The sequence below is a fragment of the Rhizobium sp. 05N430 genome, from assembly GCF_056396985.1.
Genome location: NZ_JBFTMO010000003.1, coordinates 342,782 through 365,477, shown reverse-complemented (window position 1 = coordinate 365,477; position 22,696 = coordinate 342,782). Strand labels below are relative to the sequence as shown.

Here is a 22,696-nt window from a genome sequence, read left to right as displayed (position 1 = left end):
ATGGCGCGCAGCAAGCCCCATCATCTTCTCTCCCTCATGCTCGGACTGGCGCTTACAGCGCCGGCCGTAGCCGTTGCGGATGAGCAGGAAGATCTGGCGCCCTACAAGATGCTGCGCTCGCTGCAATTCGTGCAGGATTCCGTGGTTCTTGGTGATCACTCCGCTGCCGAAATGCAGCGCTTCATGCTGGGCACGATCGATCAGCGTCTGCGCTCGGTCGATGCCTCGGTCTATGACGATGATCGCAACGTTGATGCGGCGCTCGTCTACGCGATGAGCGGCGGCAATCCGGCGACGCTGGAGTACCTGGTGTCGCGCGACGTCAACGGCTATTTCGACAATCGTGTCACCGACGTGTTGCGGAAGTATCTGAGCGGCAAGGGACTGCTGGTTGCCAAGACACTGGTCGAAACGGCCAACGAATACCGCGACAAGAAAATCGGTCCCTATCTGTCGCTGGTTGGCGGCAATGTCATGGTGGCGCGCAGCCCGCTCGAGGCACTAAAGCTCTACGATCAGGCGCGGCTGTCTGCACCCGGCACTATTGTCGAGGAGGCGGCCTTGCGCCGCTCGGTGGCGATCAGCGTCGAGGCCGGATTGGTCGATAAGGGCATGGCCTATTCGCAGCGCTATGTTCGCCGCTTCCTGCATTCTCCCTATGCGAGCCAGTTTGCCGACCTGTTCGTCAAGCTGATCGTCGATCACGAGCATGACGTGAAGCCGGAGGACGTCGTCAGCATTCTCGGTTTCATGGATGATGCGCGTCAGCGCGAGGTTTATCTGCGTATCGCCCGTGCGGCCGGTATCGCCGGCAAGGTGGAACTCGCCAAGACCGCGGCCGAGCACGCACAGACTCTGTCTGGGGGCGACACCGATCCGCTTGGCGCCCTGGCAAGCTTCTACGGCAACATGGCGTCGGTCTCGACGCCGGATGTCGATTCGGCCGCCCAGCATATCGGCAAGGTCGCAGACGGCGATCTCTCGGATCGCGACAAGGCTCTGCGAGCTGCAGCCCGCTCGGTAGCCGAACAAGTATTGAAAGCGCCTGACCCTGCAAGCTTGACGCAAGCCAAGGATTCTACTTCTTCTAATGAAGAGAATACTTCAGAACAGGCAGCTGTTACTACGGACGCCGAATCGCAGTCGCCGACCGCCCCTTCGGAGGTGGTGGACGATGGCGCGGCGCAGGCACTCCCGGCAGACAGCAGCCAGGGTCAGCAGAATGCCGATCCTGCCTACAAATCCTTTATGGCTGCGAGCCGGTCCAAACTTGACGATATCGACAAGTTGTTGAGCCAAGAAAGCAATTGAGATGATGGATATCAGCGTTTCGGGGGGAGCGGCACCGGTTGAGGCGCCGTCAGCGAAATCCAATCGCCCGGTTGGGAAAGACGACGACGGCCGCAAGGGCGGCGGCTTTTCCGACGTGCTTTCGAAGGCCGGCGACAACGGGCAGAATCCGAATGATGCCAACGCTGCGTCGAATGCAGGTGGGCCTAGTGAGGCCGATGCTGCCGCACTTGCCCGCTCTCGGCCCCATGCCAAGCCTGTTATCGATCTCAGCGACGCGTCGCTGAAGGAGCAGGCGGCGGTGAAACCGGAAACGGTCGCGATGGGCAAGTCGCTGAAGGATCAGGTCAAGGACGCGATCGAACAGGCCAAGGACGCCATCAAGAAGGATGCGCCGGAGACGCTCGCCGACGACGCGCTGCCGCATGCGACGAAGAGCGCCAAGCCTGCAAAGGGCGACGACACAAAGAAGACGGATAAGGGTGACGGCGGGGACGCCGCAAGCGATGCGCTCGATCTCCTGCAGAAAGACGGCCCGCAGGTGCCCATCGTTATCGCTGCGGCCGCGCAGGGATCATCCGTGAAGACCAAGGATGACGGCGCCGTCGCCAAGGACAAGAAGGCCGATGCCATCGATGCTGGCGGCAAGGCCGCATCGCATGTCAGCGACGCGCTGGCTGCGGTGGGTGTTTCCAAGGCAGCCGACGATGCCGTTCCCGGTACCGAGGGTACCGAGGCCTCTGATGGCAAGACATTCCGCCTGAGCCGCGCCGATGGCCGCGGGCAGTCGATGGATATCCACATCGGCACCGAAGATCATGGCGAGCAGGGCGTGAAGAGCAAGGGCGATGTCGAGAACGTCACCGTGCTTGAATCGCGCCGCTATATCGGGTTGGCGCAGAATTCCGCTTCCGTCACCGCGGCAATCAGCGGCGACAAGGAGTGGGCGCAGGCCATGCAGCCGGGTTCGGCGCTGTCAAATGCAGCCGAATGGACCAGCACGGGCAAGGTCGTCAACACGCTGAAAATCCAGATGACGCCGATTGACCTCGGCCTGGTAACGGCGACGATGCGCCTATCGGGCGATGCGTTGAATGTCGATCTCAAGGTCGAATCGGGTGCTGCTTACCGCCAGCTCAAGGAGGATCACAGCAAGATCCTCGAGTCGCTGCGCAGCCAGGGCTATACGGTCGACAACGTGACGATCAGCATGGCGCCAGTCGAAAAGGCCGATACCGGCACTCAGGCAAACGCACAGAGCCAGTCGGGTCAGCAGTCCCTGCAGCACGGCCAGGGCGGCGAGGCGCGTGAGCGCCAGTCGCAGACAGCACAGCGAGGGAATGGAGGCTTCGATGGCGCAACTGAGACCGGTGTGGAAGACGTTGCTTCTGGCGCCGCTGGCAGCGGCAGCTCTGGCAGCGTTTACCTCTGAGGCGGCCGCCTATAACGGCGCCTGCGAGAAGGAAATCCAGTCGGCCGCGGCCAAGTACGGTATCCCCGAAGGCATTCTCTATTCGGTGGGTCTGACGGAGACGGGACGGAAGGGATCGTTGTATCCCTTCGCTCTCAATATCGAGGGCAAGGCGGTGTTTCCGCCTTCCGAAGAAGACGCCATGCGGCAGTATTATTCGGCCACCAAAGCGGGCGCCAAACTCATCGATATCGGCTGCATGCAGATCAACCATTACTTTCATGGTGAGAACTTCCGCTCCGCTGAAGAGATGTTCGACCCGCACACCAATGTCGAATACGCAGCGAAGTTCCTCCGCAACCTTCACGATCGTCATGAGACCTGGACGATGGCGGTAGCCAGATACCACGCCGGACCGAACAATGACCCCGCGCAGAAGCAGTATGTGTGCCGGGTCATCGCCAATCTGGTCGCCACCGGCTACGGCAAGTGGACTCCTAATGCGAGCAACTTCTGCCAGAATTGATGCAATCAAAAATAGCAAAAAGAGAACAAAGCGGAATCGTGTCAAAATGTGGCAGGAATCCGCCAGAATCTGGCCACGCAAGACCTAATTTACCGGTCGTTAACTTTTCCACGAAATTTTTGTGTGCATAACTGGTGTGGCCTACTATATGTAGAGCAAATCGGGACACAAAAGTTAATCAACTATTAATTCCCGCCATTAACTTCCAACACCTTGTTCCAGATTCACGCGATTCGTACCCATAGATCATTGAAGTGCCACACTGATTCGGAGGCGGACGAATGATCGTCGTGGTTGATGAGCGAGAGCTCGTTAAAGATGGATATACATCTCTATTTGGCCGGGAAGGCATCCCTTCGACCGGTTTTGATCCAAGCGAATTTGGTGAGTGGGTACAGACGGCGGCGGATTCGGATATCCAGGCCGTCGAGGCGTTTCTGATTGGCCAGGGCCAGCAAACCTTCGAGTTGCCGCGGGCCATCCGCGACCGTTCGCAGGCGCCGGTGATTGCAGTCAGCGATCAGCCTTCGCTTGAAACGACGCTTGCACTTTTTGATTGTGGCGTCGATGACGTGGTGCGCAAGCCCGTCCATCCCCGTGAAATTCTCGCCCGGGCCGCGGCTATCCGCCGCCGCCTGAAAGCGATTGCAAGCCACACCGATATCGGCGGCATCCGCGTCTTCTCGGACGGCCGCGATCCCGAGATCCACGGTGAGGTCTTTGCGTTGCCGCGCCGCGAGCGCCGCATCCTCGAGTATTTGATCGCAAACCGCGGCCGCCGCGTTACGAAGACTCAGATCTTCAACGCCATCTACGGCATCTTCGACGAGGAAGTCGAAGAGAACGTCGTCGAAAGCCACATCTCGAAGCTGCGCAAGAAGCTGCGCAAGAAGCTCGGTGTCGATCCCGTCGATTCCAAGCGCTTCCTCGGTTACTGCATCGACTGGAACTGATTTCAGCGACGGGCCTCGCCGCGCGGCAGCGGTGCTTAAGATTTCCAAAGCACCGCCCGCACCAGACAGCTTCACGCAAGGCCCGCCAAATACTCTCCGGACTATCAAGGAAAACGAGGTTTTCAGATGAGCATTTTTGGCAGCATGAAGACGGCAGTGTCCGGCATGAACGCCCAGGCGAACCGCCTGAGCACCGTCGCCGACAACATCGCGAACGCAAACACCACGGGCTACAAGTCGGTATCGACGGCATTTTCGTCGCTCGTCCTGCCCTCCACGGCCGGCAACTACAATTCCGGTGGTGTTCAGACGTCCGTCCGCCAGTCCGTGACTGCCCAGGGTGACCTCTCCTACACGACTTCAGGCACCGACCTCGCCATTTCGGGCGACGGCTTCTTCATCGTGCAGAGCCCGGACGGAACCTCGGTTCTGACCCGCGCCGGCGATTTCACCAAGGACAAGAACGGCAACCTGGTCAACGCCGCCGGCTTCACGCTGATGGGTTACCCCTACACCGCGGGCCCGCCGGCAGTCGTCGTCAACGGCTTCGATGGTCTGGTTCCTGTCAACGTCAACCAGACAGGTCTGACCGCGATCGAATCCACGTTGGCAACGTTCTCTGGCAATCTGAATTCGGACATGCCCGTCGTTGCTGCAACCGATCTGCCAAGCTTGAACAAAGATCCGGGCGCGACAGCAGCCGGCGTATCCAATACCTTCAAGACCTCGATGGTTGTCTTCGACAAGCTCGGTGGCAAGGTTCAGTACGACTTCTACTTCACGAAGTCTGCCGACGCGACGGCCGCTGACAACACGACACTTCCGCCGACATCGGCGACGTCAGGCACATGGGACGTTGCTATCTATCGCAAGGATGGCGCAGCGACATCGGGCACGAGTTCGTTCCCCTATTTGCCGATGCCCGATTCGCTGGTCGCTTCCGGCACGATGGCCTTCAACTCGACCGGCGGTCTGATCACCGATCCTGCGGACCCTGCTTCGGGTACGATCACCGGCAACCTCGCGATCGCCGATACAAAGAGCGATCTCAATATCGATCTCGACCTCTCGAAGTACACGCAGAAGGCTGCTGCCAGCAGCGGCACCGGCTCGCCGAATGGCCAGGCTGCCAGCGAAGTGACTGGTGTCACCATCGACAAGGACGGTACCGTCTACGCGAACTACAAGGAAGGCGACCCGAAGCCGGTTTTCCGCATTCCTCTCGCAACCGTTGCAAGCCCGGACGAGCTGACGCTGCTTAGCGGCAACGTCTACCAGGCGAACGGCCGCTCTGGCGTCACTGTCACCGGCTTCCCGCAGACCAACGGTCTCGGCACCCTCCAGGCCGGCGCGCTCGAGGGCTCGAACGTCGACCTCGCCGGCGAGCTGACCGAAATGATCGAGTCGCAGCGCAGCTACACGGCCAATTCCAAGGTCTTTCAGACGGGTTCGGACATCATGGACGTCCTCGTCAACCTCAAGCGATAAAATCAGGGTAACCGGTAAGCCATGTCGCTCACGTCAGCACTTAATACGGCACAAAGCATCTTCAACAACACGGGCACGCAGAGCGCGACCGTGTCGGGGAACATCGCCAATGCCGGCAACAAGGACTATGTGCGCCGGCAGGCGATGATCACCACGTCGTTGAACGGCGCATCGGTGGTCAAGATTGATCGGGCGCAGGAGGATGCTCTCCTAAAGCAGTACCTCGCCAGCAATTCGCAAGACAGCGCCCAGCAGACTCTGCTGAATGGCCTGGAGGATGTGAAAAGCGTCCTCGGCGGCAACGACTACGAGACCTCTCCGTCTGAATATCTCAGCGCCTTCCAGAAGAAGCTGGCCGCATTTCAGACGTCGCCGAACAACGTCGTCGCCGCGCAGGGTGCGATCAATGCGGCACAGGATCTCGCCAACTCGTTGAATAACGCAACGGCTTCCGTCCAAAACACCCGGGCCGCGGCCGACAAGTCGATTGCGACCCAGGTCGACACGCTGAACTCGTTGCTATCGCAGTTCGAGACGGCCAATAACGCCGTCAAGAACGCGGTCAACACCAATTCCGATCCGTCGGACGCGCTCGATCAGCGCGACAAGCTGCTGAAGCAGATTTCCAGCATTGTCAGCGTCAAGCCGGTATCGCGCAATGGCAGCGACATGGCACTCTACACCTCCGATGGTGTCGTTCTTTTCGATACCATTCCCCGCGAGGTAAAATTCACGGCGACCCCGACCTATCAGGCGAGCGACAAGGGCAACGGCGTCTATATCGACGGCGTGGCGCTGGCCATGGGCCAGGGCGGCACGACCTCCGGCCAGGGAAGCCTCCAGGCGCTGCTGCAGATCCGTGACGATGTCGCGCCGAAATTCCAGAGCCAGCTCGACGAGATCGCCAAGGGACTCGTCAACATGTTCGCCGAAACGAAGACCGACGGCAGCTCGACGACGCCGGGACTATTCGTCTGGACGCAGTCTCCGAGTGGTGCCGCGGGCGGAATGCCGACCGTCGACCCGGTCACGGGGCAGTACGCTATCATCAATGGGATGGCGGGATCGATCAAGGTAAACTCGGCAGTCATCACCTCTCAGGGTGGCGATCCGATGAAGCTGCGCGACGGTTCGATCAACGATCCGGACCCGATGCCGGCGATTCCTCCTTACGTCCCCTACAGCACCAATCTTTCGGGCAACGGCGGTTATACGGATCAGCTCGACAAGTACTACAACGCCATGGGCGCCAAGATAGATTTCGATCCTGGCACAGGTGTCTCTGGCTTCAACACGGGCTCGGGTCTCGATTCTAACGTCAGCATTATGGATTTCGCCGCCAACTCCATCGGTTGGCTCGAGCAGTACCGCAGCAGTGCCAGCGATGCGTCCGAAAACACTTCTGCTGCCCTGGCGCGCTCCGATCAGGCCTATTCCAACGAGACGGGCGTCAACCTCGACGAAGAGCTGACTCTGATGCTCGACATCGAGCAGTCCTACAAGGCGGCAACGAAGATTTTGAATGCCGTCGACGAAATGCTGAAGTCATTGCTGGATATTGCGAGTTAAAAAATGAAAAGCTCTTTTATTTCTAGTTCAGCCATTCAAAACGCTATGCGGCTGACGATCCGTCAGTCGCAGAACCAGATGGTGCAGTCGGCGGTTGAGGCCAGCACGAAGATGTACGCCGATGTCGGTGTTGCGCTCGGCGTGAATACGGCCAAGAGCGTCGATTTCAACCGCGAGATCGACCGCATCAAGTCGATCAAGGATAGCAATTCGGTCGTCAACCTTCGTCTGGAGATGTCGCAGAACGGTCTCGACGCGATGAACGGCGCCGCCGATGACCTTGTTGCCAAACTGACGGCCTTGAAGGGAAGCCAGAGCGCAGACACGATCACCGTCACGCTGCAGCAGGCATCCAGCGCGTTCTCGCAGCTGATGGATACCGGCAACTCGCTGACGAACGGCGAATATCTGTTCTCGGGCATCAACACCGATGTCGCGCCGCTGACCGACCAGAGTGCTGCGGCAATGTCGGCGATGCAAACCAATCTGAAGGCCTATGCCAGCGGGCTGACCGATCCGGTGACCGGCAATCCCAAGACCGTTGCCGACCTCGATGCCACGGACATGAAGAACTTCACCACCATGTTCGTCGAGCCGATGTTCATGCAGGATACTTTGCCTACAGGATATCCCGTTGGTGCTCCCGCTCCAACAGGTGGCCTGACCTACGATACGACGCCGCCGGCTTGGGGCAACTGGTCGTCGGCATCCAACCAGAACATGACGAGCCGCATCAGCAACTCGGAAGTCGTCACGTCTTCGACCAATGCCAATTCGGACGGTATGCGCTATTTCGCCATGGCGACGGTCATGACCAAGGCGCTGACCAATCAGGGATTGGGTACGGCAGGCATGTCGGGTCTCTCTGATGCCGCCATCGACTACGCCGGCCGCGCGACCACCGGTATCACCGGCCAGCAGAGCCAGCTCGGCCTGTCGCAGGAGCGCGTGACCAAGTCGAACGCCGCACTCGACGCGCAGTCCAGCATTCTGCAGGGCAAGCTTATCGATCTGACAGGCGTCGACCCGGTTGAAGCCACCACGATCGTCAAGAATATGGAGACGCAGCTTCAGACCTCTTACACGATCATCTCGAAGATCCAGCAGTTGAGCCTTGTAAATTACCTTTGATGATCAAAGGCGCGCATTACAAAGAAGGATGCATGAATGTATCAGTTCTCTTATGCCGAGGTCATGCAAGACTCGGTGACCGATGCGAAAGAGAGAGAGCGGCAAGTTCTCGATCGGTCTATCGAAATGCTTGCTGCGGCGCGCGAGAAAACAAAATACGGCCGGGAAGCCATTGAGGCTCTGTTTTACACCCGCCGCGTTTGGGTGAGCTTTATCGAAGACCTGAAGCACCCCGACAATCAGCTTGAAGTCGAACTGCGTGCCAATCTCATCTCCATCGCGATCTGGATTCTCAAGGAATGCGACAGGATCAGGCGGCGTCAGTCCGATAACTACCAGGGCATTATCGACATTACCATCATCATCAGGGATGGACTTAAATGAAAAGTACACTTCGCATTTCGCTTAAAGCCGGAGAGAGAATCTTCATCAACGGCGCGGTCTTGCGCGTTGACCGCAAGGTCGCGCTGGAATTCCTGAATGATGTGACATTCCTTCTCGAAAACCACGTCCTGCAGCCTGAAGACGCGACGACGCCTCTGCGCCAGCTCTACTTCATTGCCCAGATGATTCTGATCAATCCTGAGGGCAAGGAGCAGTCGACGGTGATGTTCCGCAAGTCGATCACCATGCTGCTGAGCTGCTTCCGCAATGAAGAGATCTTGGCTGAGCTGAAGCGCATCGACGGTCTGGTCTCGACAGGCCGCGCGTTCGACGCTCTGAAGGCCATCCGCTCGATGTACACGCTTGAGGACAGCATCCTCAACAACCAGGAAATGGCGCCGGCGATGGTCGAACAGATTCGCAAGGAGATTGCACCATGGCGGTAGACGCACTCTCGGGCGTAGGCTCTTCCGCGTCGGGCAGCACATCTTCTGCACAGCAGAAGGCGACGTTGAACTACGACAACTTCCTGCAGTTGCTGATCGCGCAGATGAAGAACCAGGATCCGACGGATCCCGTCGATGCGAGCCAGCAGATGGCGCAGCTTGCCAGCTTCTCTCAGGTCGAGCAGACGATCCAGACGAACACCAAGCTCGACACGTTGCTGTCCAGCTCCAGCCTCACCCAGGCCGGCAGCTATATCGGCAAATATATGGAAAGCGCCGACGGCAGCGTCAAAGGTGTCGTATCGTCGGTCAAGGTTTATTCCGATGGCATCATTGCAACGACGAAGGATGGCGGTAAGATTCTGGTACAAACCGGTGTCACCATCTCTGATTCGGCACCAACGACGCCGAGTACTGATACCGGCAGCTCCACCTAGTCGAGCTCGCTTGAACAATGAAGACGTACAGTCCGGTTTGTGCCGGGCTGTTTCTCCAAGGCGATATGAGGTTGCCTGATGAATGAAGCTGACGCACTCGATCTGTTCCAGGCAGCCATCTGGACCGTGCTGGTTGCGGCTGGCCCGGCAGTTGCCGCTGCCATGGTCGTCGGTCTCGTCATCGCTCTTTTTCAGGCGCTCACGCAGATTCAGGAAGCGACACTGACCTTCGTCCCGAAGATTGTCGCCGTCCTGATTACCGTCGGCATCTCCGCGCCCTTCGTCGGCGCGCAGATTTCGATCTTTACCGACATGGTATTTTCGCGCATCCAGTCCGGCTTCTGAGCCACCCTCGCGCAAGCTTCGCCATTTAACTGTCGATCCGAATAGGGCGGGTCCCGGTATCCGCCTCCTCTCATGAAGAGACGGAACCAGCTATGGCGCAACCACCTGCACTACCCCTTCCGAAAGTCGCACCGAGTTTGCGCGATGTCGGTTTTGCCTTCGGCATCATCGTCATCATCTGCATACTCTTTCTGCCGATACCGCCATTTCTGATCGACCTCGGCCTGGCATTCTCGATCGCTTTCTCGGTGCTGATCCTCATGGTCGCGCTGTGGATCAAGAAGCCGCTGGAATTCTCGTCCTTCCCGACCATCCTGCTGATCGCGACGATGACGCGACTGGCGCTCAACATTGCGACCACGCGCGTCATTCTCTCGCACGGCAACGAAGGCCACGATGCAGCTGGTGGCGTCATCGCCGGCTTTGCCAGCCTCGTCATGTCCGGCGACTTCGTCATCGGTCTGATCGTCTTCCTGATCCTGATCACCATCAACTTCATCGTCATCACCAAGGGCGCGACGCGTATCGCGGAAGTCGGCGCGCGTTTCACCTTGGACGCCATCCCCGGCAAGCAGATGTCGATCGATGCCGATCTTTCGGCCGGTATCATCGACGAGCGCGAAGCGCAGCGCCGCCGTAAGGAGCTGGAAGAAGAAAGCTCCTTCTTCGGTGCTATGGACGGTGCGTCGAAATTCGTGCGCGGTGACGCGGTCGCTGGTCTTCTGATCACCGGCATCAACGTCTTCGGCGGCATCATCATCGGCTATTTCCGCCACGGCATGCCGATCGGCGAAGCAGCCGACGTCTTCGTGAAGCTGTCGGTCGGCGACGGTCTGGTCTCGCAGATGCCGGCGCTTATCGTCTCGCTGGCCGCCGGCCTTCTGGTCTCCCGCGGCGGCAATGTCGGCTCCACCGACGAAGCGGTTATCGGTCAGCTGTCCGGATATCCCCGCGCTCTCTCGGTCTCGGCGGCACTGATGTTCATTCTGGCCCTGATGCCTGGTCTGCCGACCATGCCCTTCACGCTGCTCGGCGGCCTGATGGCCTTCGGCGCATGGTTCATCCCGCGCCAGATCGAGGCGGAGAACAAGGTTCGCCGCGACCAGGAAGAAAAGAAGGTCGTCGCGAACAAGGAACTGGAGAAGGACTCGGTCAAGTCGGTCCTTCGCACCTCCGAGATCGAACTCGCGCTTGGCAAGATGGTCTCGACCCGTCTGCTCGGCGCCCACCAGGAGCTGGCTTTCCGCGTCGGCAAGATGCGCAAGAAGTTCGCGACGCAATACGGCTTTGTCGTCCCCGAAATCAAGGTTACCGACGACATCGCCATCGCCGAGAAGTCCTATCAGATCCGCATTCACGGAACGACGATCGCCGCCAACCAGCTGCGTGTGGGCGAAGTGCTCGTCGTCACCGGTTCCGGCCGCAAGCCGCGCATTCCGGGAGACGAGATTCGCGAACCCGCTTTCGGCATGCCGGCTGTTTCCGTTCTCGAAGCCTTTACCGAGGATCTGAAGCGCGAGGGCTTCCAGCCGATCGACAACGTCTCCGTCGTCCTGACGCATATGAGCGAAGTCATCCGCAACAACCTGCCGCAGCTTCTGTCCTACAAGGACGTCAAGGTGCTGATCGACCGGCTCGACCCGGAATACAAGAAGCTGGCGGACGAGATCTGCACCTCGCACATGTCCTATTCGGGTCTGCAGGCGGTCCTCAAGCTGCTGCTTGCCGAGCGCGTCTCGATCCGCAACCTGCACCTCATTCTCGAAGCCGTCGCCGAACTGGCGCCGCATGTCCGCAAGACCGAACAGATCGTCGAACACGTCCGCATCCGCATGGCGCAGCAGATCTGCGGCGACCTTGCCGACAACGGCGTGTTGCGCGTGCTGCGACTCGGCAGCAAGTGGGATCTGGCCTTCCACCAGGCTCTGAAACGCGACAACAAGGGCGAAGTCGTCGAGTTCGACATCGATCCGCGCGCGCTTGAAGAGTTCAGCGAGCAGGCGACGAAGGTTATCCGTGAATTCATGGACCGCGGTCTGCCTTTCTGCCTTGTCACATCGCCGGAAACGCGCTCCTATGTGCGCATGATCATCGAACGTCTGTTCGCGACGCTTCCGGTTCTGTCCCACGTCGAGTTGGCGAAGGGCATCGAGATAAAGATTTTGGGCTCGGTTTCATGATAACAGACCCGCAGGGCATCATCCTTGCGCTCTTTCTGATTTTTTGCCGGATGGGTGGCTGCGTCCTGGCAATGCCGGGTTTTTCCTCGGCGCGCGTGCCTGAAATCCTGCGGGTCTTTGTTGCTGCCGGTCTGTCGCTTGCCGTTCTGCCGCTGCTCTGGGATACGGTTTATCCTGCGGTCAGCGGTACCAGCGCCAGCTATATCGGGCTGATATTCAGCGAATCGCTGATCGGCGTCATGTACGGTCTCTTGGCGCGGCTCTATACGATGGGCTTCCAGTTTGCCGCCACCATCATTGCCATGATGGTCGGCTATACCTCGCCGGGCGGCCAGGATGTCGTGGAAGATACGCCGGAAACCAGCCTGTCCGGTTTTATCACTTTCGCCGGCATCATGATCCTGTTCCTGATGGACTTTCACCACATCGTCTTCAAGGCTCTGATCGATTCCTACACGACGATGCCTTTTGGTGGCTTGACCGATGTGCGCGCCAACCTCATCTCGCTGACGGACACGCTGGTCTCGACGACCTCCATCATGCTCAGGCTTTCGAGCCCGTTTCTGCTCTACAGCATGATGTTCAACGTCTCGATCGGCTTCATCAACAAGCTGGCGCCGCAGATCCCCGTCTACTTCATCTCGACGCCATATCTGATACTTGGCGGGTTGTTCCTGTTCTATTTCTCCGTGGCCGCGCTGATCAGTCAGTTTGCGGAATCCTTCCCGTCTGTCTTCATAGGCATGTAGCGAAATGGCGGAAAAATCCCGTTCGCAGAAACTCAAGCGCCTTGTGGCCGTTCAGCGCCACCTCGAGCAGATGGCCGAGTACGACCTTGCCGAAACCACACGGCAGCGCGCCGAAGTGAACGAATCGATGGATACGGTCATCACAGCACTTGGCTCGGTCGATCCGATCCACCGGGTATTCTCGCAGAATTACGCCGACCGTTTCGAGCGCCTCAGCACCAAGGACAAGCAGCTGACGGGTATCCAGCAGCTCCATGAGATGCGTCTGCAGCATGAGCGGGCTAAGGGAGACCGGCTGGAGGAGGGCATGAAAGAGGCCCAGGAATCCGAACGCCGCGAGGCGGATGACAATGCCGTCTACGATATCATCGATCAGAAGTTCGCAACGCCAGCCTCCAGCAAGCTTCAAAAATAATAATCGCCGCAACCTTACATTAGAGGATTGTGACGTTGGCTATTTCGCCCCCTAGTGATCTCGTCCTGGACGTTGTCAAAGCTGCGGACCCGACCGAGGTTCAGGCTGCCCAGGAAAAACTCATGGCGACGCGCGCCGCCTTCAGGGCAAATAGCCTTGCTGACGCCGGCAACGGCTTTTCGTCTAAGGTCGATGTTCTCGAAAACGCTGCCGCCAAGACCGGTCTCAACGACGTCAAGAATCGCACCAAGACCGAAGAGATCCCCGAGACCTATCGGAAGTTCGAATCGATGGTTCTGCAGAACTTCGTCAAGAACATGCTGCCGAGCGATAGCGAGCAGGTCTACGGCAAGGGCGCCACGGGCGATATCTGGAAGGGCATGATGGCCGAGCAGCTCGGCAACGTCATGTCCAAGGGCGATGGCATCGGTATCGCCAAGGAACTTTATCACGACGCTCTTCGCAAGAAGGAAGGCGCCATCGTCAACGCTAGCGCCGATCAGAACGACCGCAAGGTCGCCTTCAGCATGGTCGACGAGTTCCAGCGCAAGACATTTGGCACCCCGACTGCGGATGCCAAGACCAATAATGAAGCATAACCGAGGATAAAATGGAAATAATCTCAAACGAATATCGCATCAAGTCGGTCCTCGGCCGCCTGGAGATGATCATCGACAACGAGAACACGCGGATCGGCAACGACCCGCAGTTCGATCTCAAGGTCTCCAACGCGCACAAGAGCCGTTGCCTCTATGAGCTGTCGATGCTGTTCAGCGATACCGATCCGGCAGAGCTTGCCGCTTCGCATCTCGAGCAGTTGCATGGCCTGAAGAAGAAGCTGACGCTGAATGCGCGCCGTGTCGAGGCTCACCTCGAAGCCGTTCGTGCTGTCGCCGATATTCTGAAGAACGCCGTGCAGGATGCGGATGCCGACGGCACTTATTCCCAGGAACAATTCGTCGCGCGTGATGCCTGATGCTTAAACTCGTCTTCACAGGCGTCTGGGTCTGCGCGATCACGCTGGCTTCGGTCTATTTCTCGGTGAAAATGGCCACCGCGCCGGCACCGCCGCCGGATGATTCCAAGCAGGCGCAGCTCGAGCTTGTCAAAGGCGAGACCGTCACCATCCCGATCATCGGCGATGGCGCCGTCACCGGATATTTCATCGGCCAGCTCTCCTTCATGATGAACAAGGATGTCGTCAAGGGAGCCACTTTGCCGCTGACTGAGATGACCACCGATCAGCTCTTCACGCTGCTCGTCGGCAACAAGATGGTCGATATCAGCAAGGTCAAGTCTTTCGATCCGCAGGCGTTCCGCGATGCGATCAAGAAGGGCATGAACGAACGGCTGGGCGGCGAATACATTGCCGACGTTATGCTGCAGCAGCTCGACTATCTGTCCAAGGAAGATCAGAAGGCGGCGACATCGGGCCAGCAGCCGAAGATGGGCAAGCCGGTCAAGATCGTCGAAGCAGCACCTGCCGCCGATGCGGCGGCTGCGCCGGCGCACTGATCACATTGACAGTCAGGATCAAAATGGCGCCCTCGGGCGCCATTTGCGTTTGGGAGCTGATGGTTAACCGATGCTTTCTCTGGTTCCCGCAATGCAACGGATTTTCCTAAAGGTTGTTTGAAGTCAAGCTGATATACCCTCGGTTAGGCCAGTCTTGGTCGGTGCCCGGGATAGCGGGTATCGTCATGACAGCCACACGCCGGCGGGCAACTGCCGGTTCGGATATTTGTCGCTCGTTTTCCGGGATGCTGGGCGCATGAAGCACCCCTTGCAGGAGGTTGGGATGAATTTGATCGCGAATTTCGCGGTTATGGCCTCGCGCCGCACGATTTTCGACGTGCCGGTCTGCGATCTCGGATGGGACGATGCCCTCGTCTTCATCAACGAGCTGGCGTCACTGCCGGTTGGCCAGACGGTCATCTCCTTCGTCAACGCACACAACATGCTGATGACGCTGCGCGACCCCGAATATCGCGAGATCCTCGAACACAACCTCGTCCTGCCTGACGGTATCGGGCTCAACATCGCCTCGCAGGTCTCGCATGGTGGTCCGTTCCCGGCCAATCTCAATGGCACAGATTTCGTGCCAGCTCTACTGACGTTCATGGAAACGCCGCGGCGTGTCGGCCTGATCGGCGGCAAGCGCGATGTCGTCGAGCGAGCGGCCGAGAACTTTGCCAGACACGCGCCTTGGCACGAATTCATCGTCATTTCGGATGGCTATTTCGACAAGGATAACCCGGTCGATGTCATCAGCGAACTTGATGCCCAGCAAGTCGACATGCTGATCGTCGGCATGGGCACGCCCCTTCAGGAGAAGTGGGCGCATCGCCATATCCGTCCGGAGCATGCGCGTCTGGTGTTGACGGTCGGTGCTCTTTTCGACTTCGTCTCGGGCGAGATACCGCGCGCGCCTGATACCATCCGCATGATGCGCCTCGAATGGGCCTACCGGCTTGTTCAGGAGCCGTCGCGCCTGTGGCGCCGCTATGTCGTCGGTATCCCGGTCTTCCTGTTCCATGTACTGCAATACCGATTCAGTCGCCGGGAGCGGATCATGAAGCTGGAAGGCGACCGCAGCAGTCAGTTGCCGCTTCAGAAGCGCAGCAGCTCACAGCGCTGACCGCGACCTTGGTCTTCTGTTAACCATTTCTTTGCCATGAATCTTTAGGCTGGATTAATACTCGCGCGAGTGCGGGCAACCAGCCGGATCATCACGTGCATGAGAAATGGCATCCATGTATGACAACAAGGCATTGAACGGCAGACGAGCCAGCGCGCCGGATCTCCGCGCGGCACCGCATGTGCCGCATTTGGGCGCTGCCGTCCTTCCTTCGGAAGCCGAGCTTCTTCGTGTCATCGAAAAGGCACTCGACGAGCAGCGCCGTGCGCGGGCGGCGGCTGCAGCGCCGCTGACAAGCCGCATCGAAGCCATTCTCTCCCCCCGTTTCGAAGCCGCCAACGATGTCAAGACGCCGCCGCTAGCCGCGCCGGCTGTGATGCAGCCGGCATCGGTGCCGCACGAACCGGCCTTCATTCCTGCCAATACCAACGATATCGCCGCCCTTGAGATCGGCGACGCGCCGCGCCGCCTTCCGGTCAAGCCGGTGGCGTTCGCGATACTCGGCCTGATGCTGGGTGCCGCCTTTCCGCTGATGATGCCGCAGGCGCCGGTACGCTATGTGGCCGAAACGGCGTTGCGTGTTGCAGCCGATACCGCCACACGCCCGGCGCTGACATCGGCTGCAGCTAAGAAGCTCGTCTCGGCGCCGGCCATTGCCGCCACGGTCGCCGCCCTGAAACTTGACCGGGATCCCGAATTTGCAGGCGGCCAGCCAAATGCGGTTGGCATCGCTGTCGATCTGCTCTCTGGCAGCGGTGCTGCGGCAGACGCGGCATCCCGCGCAGAAACAGCCGTCGCCGCTGCGATCGACGCCGTGCCGGATGGCAGCACTGGTCTTGTGACGCTCAGGATCTCCACCTTGGGCGCCGAAAAATCCAGGCAGATCGCCAACCGGCTCTCGACAATCTTGACCGGCGCACCGGCAGGCAATGCCATTGAGGCCAATGCCACACTTCGCAACGCCTACGATCAGGCGCGCGCCGAACTTGATGCCTTCACGGCCAAGGCCGGGGAGGGCAATGTCAAAGTCGCCGCCGATCTTCAGCAGCGCATCAATCAGCGCGATGCCGATCTCAAGATCGCCGAGCAGCGTATCACCATCTCCAAGGAACGTGCCGATCGTCTTAAGACTGCAAAGGCAAACGACGTGATCAACGGCGTCTTGCCTGCGGAGATGATGTCACCGGTCCTGCTGGATGCACGCGACAGATATGCGGTCGAAAAGGCGTCGCTGTCGCAACTCTCCATCGATCTCGGCCCCCGCCATCCGAAGCTGCTTGCGCAACAGGCGATCGTCGATGGTCTGCGCGACAAGCTCACCCAGGAACTGTCGCTGCAAGCCAAGGATGCTACTGCGGATGCCAAGGCCGCCGTCGATGCGCGTCGCAAGCTCAGCGACGAGCGCAACGGCATGATCGCCCAGAGCCGTGACACCGGTGTCGATCTCGCCAAACTTACGGAACTGCGTGACAAGGCCGGTGCCGCCAAAGCTCGCCTCGACAATGCCTTGCCATCCGCGACAACGCCGTCTGCATCGGTTACGGTCCAGACCCCGCCGAAGGTGACTGCGGCGCAGGCTGGCTACGCAACGCCGGTGCGCTCGGCAATCGGCGGCGGAATCGGTCTGCTTGTCGGGCTTGCCACCTCGCTGGCATTGTCGCTCGTGCGCAGGCGCGACGAGGATGCATTCGATATTCCGGTTCTGCCGGAGACGGTAGAGCCTGTGGTGCTCCAGGAGCCCCAGGTCGAGGAAGCGGCGGCTGAGCCGGATGAGCTCGACCGCCTGCGTGCGGAGCTGGCAGAACTGCGCAGCAAGTTCCAGACCTATGCGGCAAGTGGCCGCTGACCTTCATCTTCTTGGCAACTGGCGGCATCATTGCCCTTGCATTTGCCGCTTTTAAACAGGATAGGGCGTTCTGAGGCAAACGGCGCTGCTGGCAAAGTCCTAGCTTTGCGCACGAACGCACAGGCGGGAGAGACGCGTGACGACAGTGATCGATGGCAAGCAGGTAGCCGCTTCGGTAATCGAAACCGTGAAGATGGCGGCGGGATCGCTTGAAAAGCAGAGTGGCGTGAAGACCGGTCTTGCCGTGGTGATCGTCGGCGACGATCCGGCCAGCCACGCCTATGTCAATTCCAAGAGCAAGATGGCCAAGGAATGCGGCTTCAAGTCGGTGCAGTACACGCTGCCGGCTGAAACGAAGCAGGAAGAACTCGCAGCCCTCGTCGCATCGCTCAATGCCGATCCGTCGATCCACGGCATCCTGGTGCAGCTGCCGCTGCCAAAACCGCTGAACAGCGAGCCGATCATCCAGTCGATCCTGCCGGAAAAGGATGTCGACGGCCTTCACGTCGTCAACGCCGGCAAGCTCGCCACCGGTGATCTTGAAACCGGCTTGGTCTCCTGCACACCCGCCGGCGCCATGGTTTTCGTCCGCCGCACCCATGGCGAGGACCTTTCCGGTCTCAACGCGGTCGTCATCGGCCGCTCCAACCTCTTCGGCAAGCCGATGGCGCAGCTGCTGCTCAATGCCAACGCGACGGTGACCATCGCTCATTCGCGCACCAAGGATTTGCCGGCCGTCTGCCGCAACGCAGATATCCTCGTCGCCGCAGTCGGCCGTCCCGAGATGGTCAAAGCTGACTGGGTCAAGCCCGGCGCGACTGTCATTGATGTCGGTATCAACCGCATTGCCGCACCTGAGAAGGGCGAAGGCAAGACCCGCCTTGTCGGCGATGTTGCATTCGCCGAGGCTGAGCAGGTGGCTGCGGTGATTACGCCCGTCCCGGGCGGCGTTGGTCCGATGACCATTGCCATGCTGATGGCGAATACCGTGATCGCAGCGCACCGCACCGCCGGCCAGAAGCCGCCGAAGTTCTGATCAGAGCTTCGGGGCAGGGCCCGTCGACCCCCTGACGATCAGCTCGGTCTTCCAGAGTTCCTGCTCCGGGAAACTCCCGGTCTGCTTGACCGTTCCGATCAGCCGCTGCGCAATGCGCGCGCCGGCGGATCGCAGCGACGAACGCGTCGTCGTCAGCGGCACCGAGAAATTCTCGGGCTTCAAGAGCGGCAGCACGTCGTCATGGGCGATCAGCGAAATATCCTCGCCGAGCTTCAGTCCAGCCTGATTGACGGCGCGGATGGCGCCGAGCGCCAGAACCGTACTGGAACACAGGATCGCGGTCGGGCGGCCAGGCAGCTGCAGGAACTGCTCCATCGCCACCAGTCCCTGCTCATCGGTCATCAGCGTATGGCTGATACAATCCTCGTTCAGATGCAGGCCGCGCTCGGCAAGCGCTGACTCCAGTCCCTGTTTCCGGCGGATCGCAAAATCCAGATGCTCGGGGCCGTTCATCAGCGCAAAGCGCTTGTGGCCGAGCTGGAGCATCAGCTTGGCGGCATCATAGAACGCCGCTTCATTGTCGATGTCGAGATAGGGATAATCTGGCTCCGTCCCATGCGAGCGACCATGGACGACGAAGGGCGTCGACAGCGATTTCAGCATCGGCAGGCGCGGATCGTGTCCACGCATGTAGGCAACGAACAGCGCGTCGACATTGCCACTGATCGCCAGACGCCTGAGTGCGGCAACCTCGTCGTCGGGATCGGCAGGCATGATCACGAAATGGAAATCGTGGCGCACAGCCTCTTCGCCGAGGCCGGCGAGAAACTCGCCGAAATGCACGTCGGACTGATGCCCTGGAGCGGTCGGCATCACCAGGCCGAGCGAGCCGGCCTTGCCGGTGGCCAGACGCTGCGCCGCCTTGTTCGGTCGGTAGCCGGTTTCCCGCACAGCTCGCAGCACGCGCTCGCGTGTCGCCTCGTTGACTTCGGGGTAGCCATTGAGGGCGCGGCTCACAGTCGTCTGTGAAAGACCAAGCAATTCCGATAGCTGTTTGAGATTCACGTGTTATGCTTCCTCCCGAGATCAGCGCACGCTGCGGTTTCTCCCAGACCGCCCAAAGCGCTTTCAAACTATGTAGCACCTGGCGTGCTTGACTCAAGAAAAATCGCTCCATATTCCCGTTTAAGCGTTGCTGCACCGCGATATTTGCGTCTCTTTTAGCGGTATTCGCGAAATGGCTTGACTCCTTTCACGCGAGAGTGAGATGAGTTGTTTGTCAAAGCGCTTTGAAGTCCTCCGGTGAGAGGTTGAAAGTGCCGTTGGGATTGTGATGGGAGGTTGATCACATGAAAAAGACTTTCTTGATGAGCGTCGCCGTGGCGGCGCTTTTTGCAGGTGGTGTTTCTGCCGCTGATTTGAAATTTGCTCCGGGCGAAGACGCCAAGTTCAATTGGAAGAGCTACGACGAATTCAAGGCCTCGCATGCCGACCTGAAGGGTCAGCCGCTGACCATTTTCGGACCGTGGCGCGGTGAGGACGAGGCCTTCTTCCGCAGTATACTTGCCTACTTCACCGAAGCGACCGGCATCGAAGCCACCTATTCGTCCTCCGAAAACTACGAGCAGCAGATCGTCATCGACACCCAGGCTGGTTCGCCGCCGAATGTCGCCATCCTGCCGCAGCCGGGCCTCTTCGCCGATCTGGCCAGCAAGGGCTTCCTGACGCCGCTCGGCGACGACACGGCCAAGTGGGTCAAGGACAATTACGGCGCCGGCGACAGCTGGGTCGGTTACGGCACCTACAAGGGCAAGGACGGCAAGGAAGGCTTCTACGCTTTCCCCTACAAGGCCGACGTGAAGTCGCTGGTCTGGTATGTGCCTGAAAACTTCAAGGAAGCCGGTTACAAGGTTCCGACCACCATGGAAGAACTCCATGCGCTGACGGACCAGATCGTCAAGGACGGCGGCGTTCCCTGGTGCATCGGTCTCGGTTCTGGCGGTGCGACCGGCTGGCCGGCAACCGACTGGATCGAAGACATCATGCTGCGCACGCAGAAGCCTGACGTCTACGACAAGTGGACCACCAACGAAGTGAAGTTCACCGATCCGGCCGTTGTTGCCGCGATCGACGAATTCGGCAAGTTCGCCAAGAACGAGAAGTATGTCGATGGCGGTGTCGCAGCCGTGGCTTCGACCGACTTCCGCGATAGCCCGAAGGGTCTCTTCGCCGTTCCGCCGAAGTGCTACCTGCACCACCAGGCTTCGTTCATTCCGTCCTTCTTCCCTGAGGGCACGAAGCTCGGCACCGATGCCGACTTCTTCTACATGCCGACCTATGCTGCGCATGCCGATCTCGGCAAGCCGGTTCTGGGTGCCGGCACGCTGGTGTCGATCACCAAGGACTCGAAGACGGCTCGCGCCTTCGTCGACTTCCTGAAGACGCCGATTGCACATGAAGTCTGGATGGCACAGTCGAGCTTCCTGACGCCTTACAAGGGTGTCAGCACCGCGGCTTACGCCAACGATCAGATGAAGCGCGAAGGCGAAATCCTGACGACGGCCACGACCTTCCGTTTCGACGGTTCGGACCTGATGCCCGGCAAGATCGGCGCTGGCGCCTTCTGGACCGGCATGGTCGATTTCGTCGGCGGCAAGTCTGCCGAAGACACTGGCAAGGAAATCCAGGCTGCCTGGGACGCCATCAAGTAATCATCCTTGAACGCTGCCGCGGGTTTCCCGCGGCCGCGCCGGAATGCAGGGCCGGATCCGTAAAGGGATCCGGCCGGCACCGGAACTGTGGTCAAACGCCGAGAAGAAGTTGACGCAGGCCGGTGTAAGCCCTTCAGATAGACTAGGGTAGCAGGGGAGGGACGAATGCTATCGCAGATAGTTTCCGCTTTGGGCGTGGTGGTCGTGGCGGTTTTCGCCTGCTCGGCCTATTTCTATTTTTCGAACAAGATTTTGGATCTGGCGCTGCCGGTCAGGGATGGTGATATCCATTCCGCCGCGCGCAATCTCAATCTTCGCGGCATGATCCGCCCCTGGCTGTTTCTCGGCCCGGCGCTCTTCCTGCTGATCGTCTATCTCGTCTACCCGGTGATCGCGACCTTCATTCTGTCCTTCTATGACAGATCAGGGTCGAATTTCGTCGGTTTCGCCAATTACACTTGGGCGCTCAGCGACCGCGAATTCCGCCAGTCGATCTTCAACAACATTCTCTGGCTCGCCGTCGTGCCGGCCGCCTGCACCTTCTTCGGTCTCGTCATCGCCGTGATGACCGACCGTATCTGGTGGGGCAATATCGCCAAAAGCATCGTCTTCATGCCGATGGCGATCTCGTTCGTCGGCGCTTCGGTCATCTGGAAGTTCATCTACGAATATCGCGGCGGCAACGACGTGCAGATCGGCCTCCTGAACGCCATCGTCCAGATGTTCGGCGGCACGCCCGAGGTCTGGATCTCGGTGCCCTTCTGGAACAACTTCTTCCTGATGGTCATCCTCATCTGGATCCAGACCGGCTTCGCCATGGTCATCCTGTCGGCTGCCCTTCGCGGTATTCCGGAAGAGACGATCGAGGCGGCTGTCATCGACGGCGCCAATGGCTGGCAGATCTTTTGGCGCATCATGGTGCCGCAGGTCTGGGGCACGATCGCCGTCGTCTGGACCACCATTACCATCCTCGTCCTCAAGGTCTTCGACATCGTGCTGACGATGACGAACGGCCAATGGCAGACCATGGTGCTTGCGAACCTGATGTTCGACTGGATGTTCCGCGGAGGCGGGGATTCCGGCAGAAGTGCGGTTATCGCGCTGATCATCATGCTGGCCGTGACGCCGATCATGGTCTGGAACGTCCGCCGCGCCAACCGCGAACTCGGAGGGCACTGAG

23 protein-coding genes are annotated in these 22,696 nt (G+C 59.5%); 22 read left to right on the top strand and 1 reads right to left on the bottom strand.

The features are described 5' to 3' along the window. The 20 genes from motC to folD all read left to right on the top strand — a co-directional run bounded on the left by motC (window position 1) and on the right by folD (window position 18,844). Entirely contained in the window at window positions 1-1,311 is a 1,311-nt protein-coding gene (gene motC / locus AC1DJO_RS09220) for a chemotaxis protein MotC (RefSeq protein WP_310292894.1), read from the top strand. A gap of 1 nt (window position 1,312) precedes the next feature. Then, window positions 1,313-2,722: a flagellar hook-length control protein FliK gene (fliK, locus tag AC1DJO_RS09215; protein WP_477970041.1), complete on the top strand. Its 1,410-nt coding sequence runs from the start codon at window positions 1,313-1,315 to the stop codon at window positions 2,720-2,722. Continuing rightward, the gene (locus tag AC1DJO_RS09210; RefSeq protein WP_112513952.1) at window positions 2,643-3,227 is read left to right on the top strand and encodes a transglycosylase SLT domain-containing protein; all 585 of its coding nucleotides are present in this window, start codon (window positions 2,643-2,645) and stop codon (window positions 3,225-3,227) included. Before fliK ends, AC1DJO_RS09210 begins: the two co-directional genes overlap by 80 nt. Window positions 3,228-3,508: 281 nt before the next feature. Beyond that, window positions 3,509-4,180, top strand: coding sequence for a transcriptional activator Rem (gene rem, locus AC1DJO_RS09205; protein ID WP_112387615.1), 672 nt, complete (start codon window positions 3,509-3,511; stop codon window positions 4,178-4,180). A 126-nt stretch (window positions 4,181-4,306) separates the two neighbouring features. Further along, window positions 4,307-5,668: a flagellar hook protein FlgE gene (locus tag AC1DJO_RS09200; protein WP_477970040.1), complete on the top strand. Its 1,362-nt coding sequence runs from the start codon at window positions 4,307-4,309 to the stop codon at window positions 5,666-5,668. 21 nt (window positions 5,669-5,689) lie between these two features. Then, window positions 5,690-7,237 carry a flagellar hook-associated protein FlgK gene (gene flgK / locus AC1DJO_RS09195; RefSeq protein ID WP_112387617.1) on the top strand — a complete coding sequence of 516 codons (1,548 nt, stop codon included), beginning with the start codon at window positions 5,690-5,692 and terminating at the stop codon, window positions 7,235-7,237. Window positions 7,238-7,240: 3 nt separating this feature from the next. Continuing rightward, window positions 7,241-8,368 carry a flagellar hook-associated family protein gene (locus AC1DJO_RS09190; RefSeq protein ID WP_112387618.1) on the top strand — a complete coding sequence of 376 codons (1,128 nt, stop codon included), beginning with the start codon at window positions 7,241-7,243 and terminating at the stop codon, window positions 8,366-8,368. Window positions 8,369-8,404: 36 nt separating this feature from the next. Then, the gene (flaF, locus tag AC1DJO_RS09185; RefSeq protein WP_112387619.1) at window positions 8,405-8,752 is read left to right on the top strand and encodes a flagellar biosynthesis regulator FlaF; all 348 of its coding nucleotides are present in this window, start codon (window positions 8,405-8,407) and stop codon (window positions 8,750-8,752) included. Next, complete coding sequence (gene flbT / locus AC1DJO_RS09180) at window positions 8,749-9,198, top strand: flagellar biosynthesis repressor FlbT (protein WP_112387620.1); 450 nt, start codon at window positions 8,749-8,751, stop codon at window positions 9,196-9,198. The genes flaF and flbT overlap by 4 nt, the downstream gene beginning before the upstream one ends. Beyond that, window positions 9,189-9,635, top strand: coding sequence for a flagellar hook assembly protein FlgD (flgD, locus tag AC1DJO_RS09175; protein WP_477970039.1), 447 nt, complete (start codon window positions 9,189-9,191; stop codon window positions 9,633-9,635). Before flbT ends, flgD begins: the two co-directional genes overlap by 10 nt. A gap of 78 nt (window positions 9,636-9,713) precedes the next feature. After that, a complete protein-coding gene (fliQ, locus tag AC1DJO_RS09170) occupies window positions 9,714-9,980 on the top strand; it encodes a flagellar biosynthesis protein FliQ (RefSeq protein ID WP_112387622.1) in 267 nt (88 codons plus the stop codon). A 92-nt stretch (window positions 9,981-10,072) separates the two neighbouring features. Further along, window positions 10,073-12,160, top strand: a complete 2,088-nt coding sequence (gene flhA / locus AC1DJO_RS09165; RefSeq protein WP_112387623.1) for a flagellar biosynthesis protein FlhA — start codon at window positions 10,073-10,075, stop codon at window positions 12,158-12,160. Then, entirely contained in the window at window positions 12,157-12,909 is a 753-nt protein-coding gene (locus AC1DJO_RS09160) for a flagellar biosynthetic protein FliR (protein WP_477970037.1), read from the top strand. Before flhA ends, AC1DJO_RS09160 begins: the two co-directional genes overlap by 4 nt. 4 nt (window positions 12,910-12,913) lie before the next feature. Beyond that, window positions 12,914-13,324, top strand: coding sequence for a hypothetical protein (locus AC1DJO_RS09155; protein ID WP_112387625.1), 411 nt, complete (start codon window positions 12,914-12,916; stop codon window positions 13,322-13,324). A 35-nt stretch (window positions 13,325-13,359) separates the two neighbouring features. Next, entirely contained in the window at window positions 13,360-13,923 is a 564-nt protein-coding gene (locus AC1DJO_RS09150; RefSeq protein ID WP_477939183.1) for a rod-binding protein, read from the top strand. A gap of 11 nt (window positions 13,924-13,934) precedes the next feature. After that, window positions 13,935-14,300, top strand: a complete 366-nt coding sequence (locus tag AC1DJO_RS09145; RefSeq protein WP_112387627.1) for a hypothetical protein — start codon at window positions 13,935-13,937, stop codon at window positions 14,298-14,300. Beyond that, window positions 14,300-14,839 (top strand): hypothetical protein, encoded by a 540-nt coding sequence (locus AC1DJO_RS09140; protein WP_112387628.1) that lies wholly within the window; start codon window positions 14,300-14,302, stop codon window positions 14,837-14,839. Before AC1DJO_RS09145 ends, AC1DJO_RS09140 begins: the two co-directional genes overlap by 1 nt. 283 nt (window positions 14,840-15,122) lie before the next feature. Further along, window positions 15,123-15,962: a WecB/TagA/CpsF family glycosyltransferase gene (locus AC1DJO_RS09135; protein WP_477970035.1), complete on the top strand. Its 840-nt coding sequence runs from the start codon at window positions 15,123-15,125 to the stop codon at window positions 15,960-15,962. A 115-nt stretch (window positions 15,963-16,077) separates the two neighbouring features. Next, entirely contained in the window at window positions 16,078-17,808 is a 1,731-nt protein-coding gene (locus AC1DJO_RS09130; RefSeq protein WP_477970033.1) for a succinoglycan biosynthesis protein exop, read from the top strand. Window positions 17,809-17,944: 136 nt separating this feature from the next. After that, window positions 17,945-18,844, top strand: coding sequence for a bifunctional methylenetetrahydrofolate dehydrogenase/methenyltetrahydrofolate cyclohydrolase FolD (gene folD, locus AC1DJO_RS09125; RefSeq protein ID WP_477970031.1), 900 nt, complete (start codon window positions 17,945-17,947; stop codon window positions 18,842-18,844). Here the strand turns inward: folD and AC1DJO_RS09120 are convergent, their stop codons facing one another. Further along, window positions 18,845-19,870 carry a LacI family DNA-binding transcriptional regulator gene (locus AC1DJO_RS09120; RefSeq protein WP_477970029.1) on the bottom strand — a complete coding sequence of 342 codons (1,026 nt, stop codon included), beginning with the start codon at window positions 19,868-19,870 and terminating at the stop codon, window positions 18,845-18,847. A gap of 284 nt (window positions 19,871-20,154) precedes the next feature. On the opposite strand from AC1DJO_RS09120, the gene AC1DJO_RS09115 reads away from it, so the two are divergent. Both AC1DJO_RS09115 and AC1DJO_RS09110 read left to right on the top strand, forming a co-directional pair. Next, window positions 20,155-21,516, top strand: a complete 1,362-nt coding sequence (locus tag AC1DJO_RS09115; protein WP_477970027.1) for an ABC transporter substrate-binding protein — start codon at window positions 20,155-20,157, stop codon at window positions 21,514-21,516. A 165-nt stretch (window positions 21,517-21,681) separates the two neighbouring features. Next, the gene (locus tag AC1DJO_RS09110; RefSeq protein ID WP_112387634.1) at window positions 21,682-22,695 is read left to right on the top strand and encodes a carbohydrate ABC transporter permease; all 1,014 of its coding nucleotides are present in this window, start codon (window positions 21,682-21,684) and stop codon (window positions 22,693-22,695) included. Window position 22,696 lies beyond the last annotated feature (1 nt).

Coding starts and splice junctions, on each gene's coding strand:
- AC1DJO_RS09190 (WP_112387618.1), top strand. CDS start 7,241: ATGAAAAGCTCTTTTATTTCTAGTTCAGCCATTCAAAACGCTATGCGG.
- AC1DJO_RS09200 (WP_477970040.1), top strand. CDS start 4,307: ATGAGCATTTTTGGCAGCATGAAGACGGCAGTGTCCGGCATGAACGCC.
- AC1DJO_RS09115 (WP_477970027.1), top strand. CDS start 20,155: ATGAAAAAGACTTTCTTGATGAGCGTCGCCGTGGCGGCGCTTTTTGCA.
- AC1DJO_RS09145 (WP_112387627.1), top strand. CDS start 13,935: ATGGAAATAATCTCAAACGAATATCGCATCAAGTCGGTCCTCGGCCGC.
- flbT (WP_112387620.1), top strand. CDS start 8,749: ATGAAAAGTACACTTCGCATTTCGCTTAAAGCCGGAGAGAGAATCTTC.
- fliQ (WP_112387622.1), top strand. CDS start 9,714: ATGAATGAAGCTGACGCACTCGATCTGTTCCAGGCAGCCATCTGGACC.
- flgD (WP_477970039.1), top strand. CDS start 9,189: ATGGCGGTAGACGCACTCTCGGGCGTAGGCTCTTCCGCGTCGGGCAGC.
- flaF (WP_112387619.1), top strand. CDS start 8,405: ATGTATCAGTTCTCTTATGCCGAGGTCATGCAAGACTCGGTGACCGAT.
- AC1DJO_RS09160 (WP_477970037.1), top strand. CDS start 12,157: ATGATAACAGACCCGCAGGGCATCATCCTTGCGCTCTTTCTGATTTTT.
- flgK (WP_112387617.1), top strand. CDS start 5,690: ATGTCGCTCACGTCAGCACTTAATACGGCACAAAGCATCTTCAACAAC.
- AC1DJO_RS09155 (WP_112387625.1), top strand. CDS start 12,914: ATGGCGGAAAAATCCCGTTCGCAGAAACTCAAGCGCCTTGTGGCCGTT.
- AC1DJO_RS09135 (WP_477970035.1), top strand. CDS start 15,123: ATGAATTTGATCGCGAATTTCGCGGTTATGGCCTCGCGCCGCACGATT.
- AC1DJO_RS09210 (WP_112513952.1), top strand. CDS start 2,643: ATGGCGCAACTGAGACCGGTGTGGAAGACGTTGCTTCTGGCGCCGCTG.
- AC1DJO_RS09110 (WP_112387634.1), top strand. CDS start 21,682: ATGCTATCGCAGATAGTTTCCGCTTTGGGCGTGGTGGTCGTGGCGGTT.
- motC (WP_310292894.1), top strand. CDS start 1: ATGGCGCGCAGCAAGCCCCATCATCTTCTCTCCCTCATGCTCGGACTG.
- flhA (WP_112387623.1), top strand. CDS start 10,073: ATGGCGCAACCACCTGCACTACCCCTTCCGAAAGTCGCACCGAGTTTG.
- AC1DJO_RS09140 (WP_112387628.1), top strand. CDS start 14,300: ATGCTTAAACTCGTCTTCACAGGCGTCTGGGTCTGCGCGATCACGCTG.
- AC1DJO_RS09130 (WP_477970033.1), top strand. CDS start 16,078: ATGTATGACAACAAGGCATTGAACGGCAGACGAGCCAGCGCGCCGGAT.
- rem (WP_112387615.1), top strand. CDS start 3,509: ATGATCGTCGTGGTTGATGAGCGAGAGCTCGTTAAAGATGGATATACA.
- fliK (WP_477970041.1), top strand. CDS start 1,313: ATGATGGATATCAGCGTTTCGGGGGGAGCGGCACCGGTTGAGGCGCCG.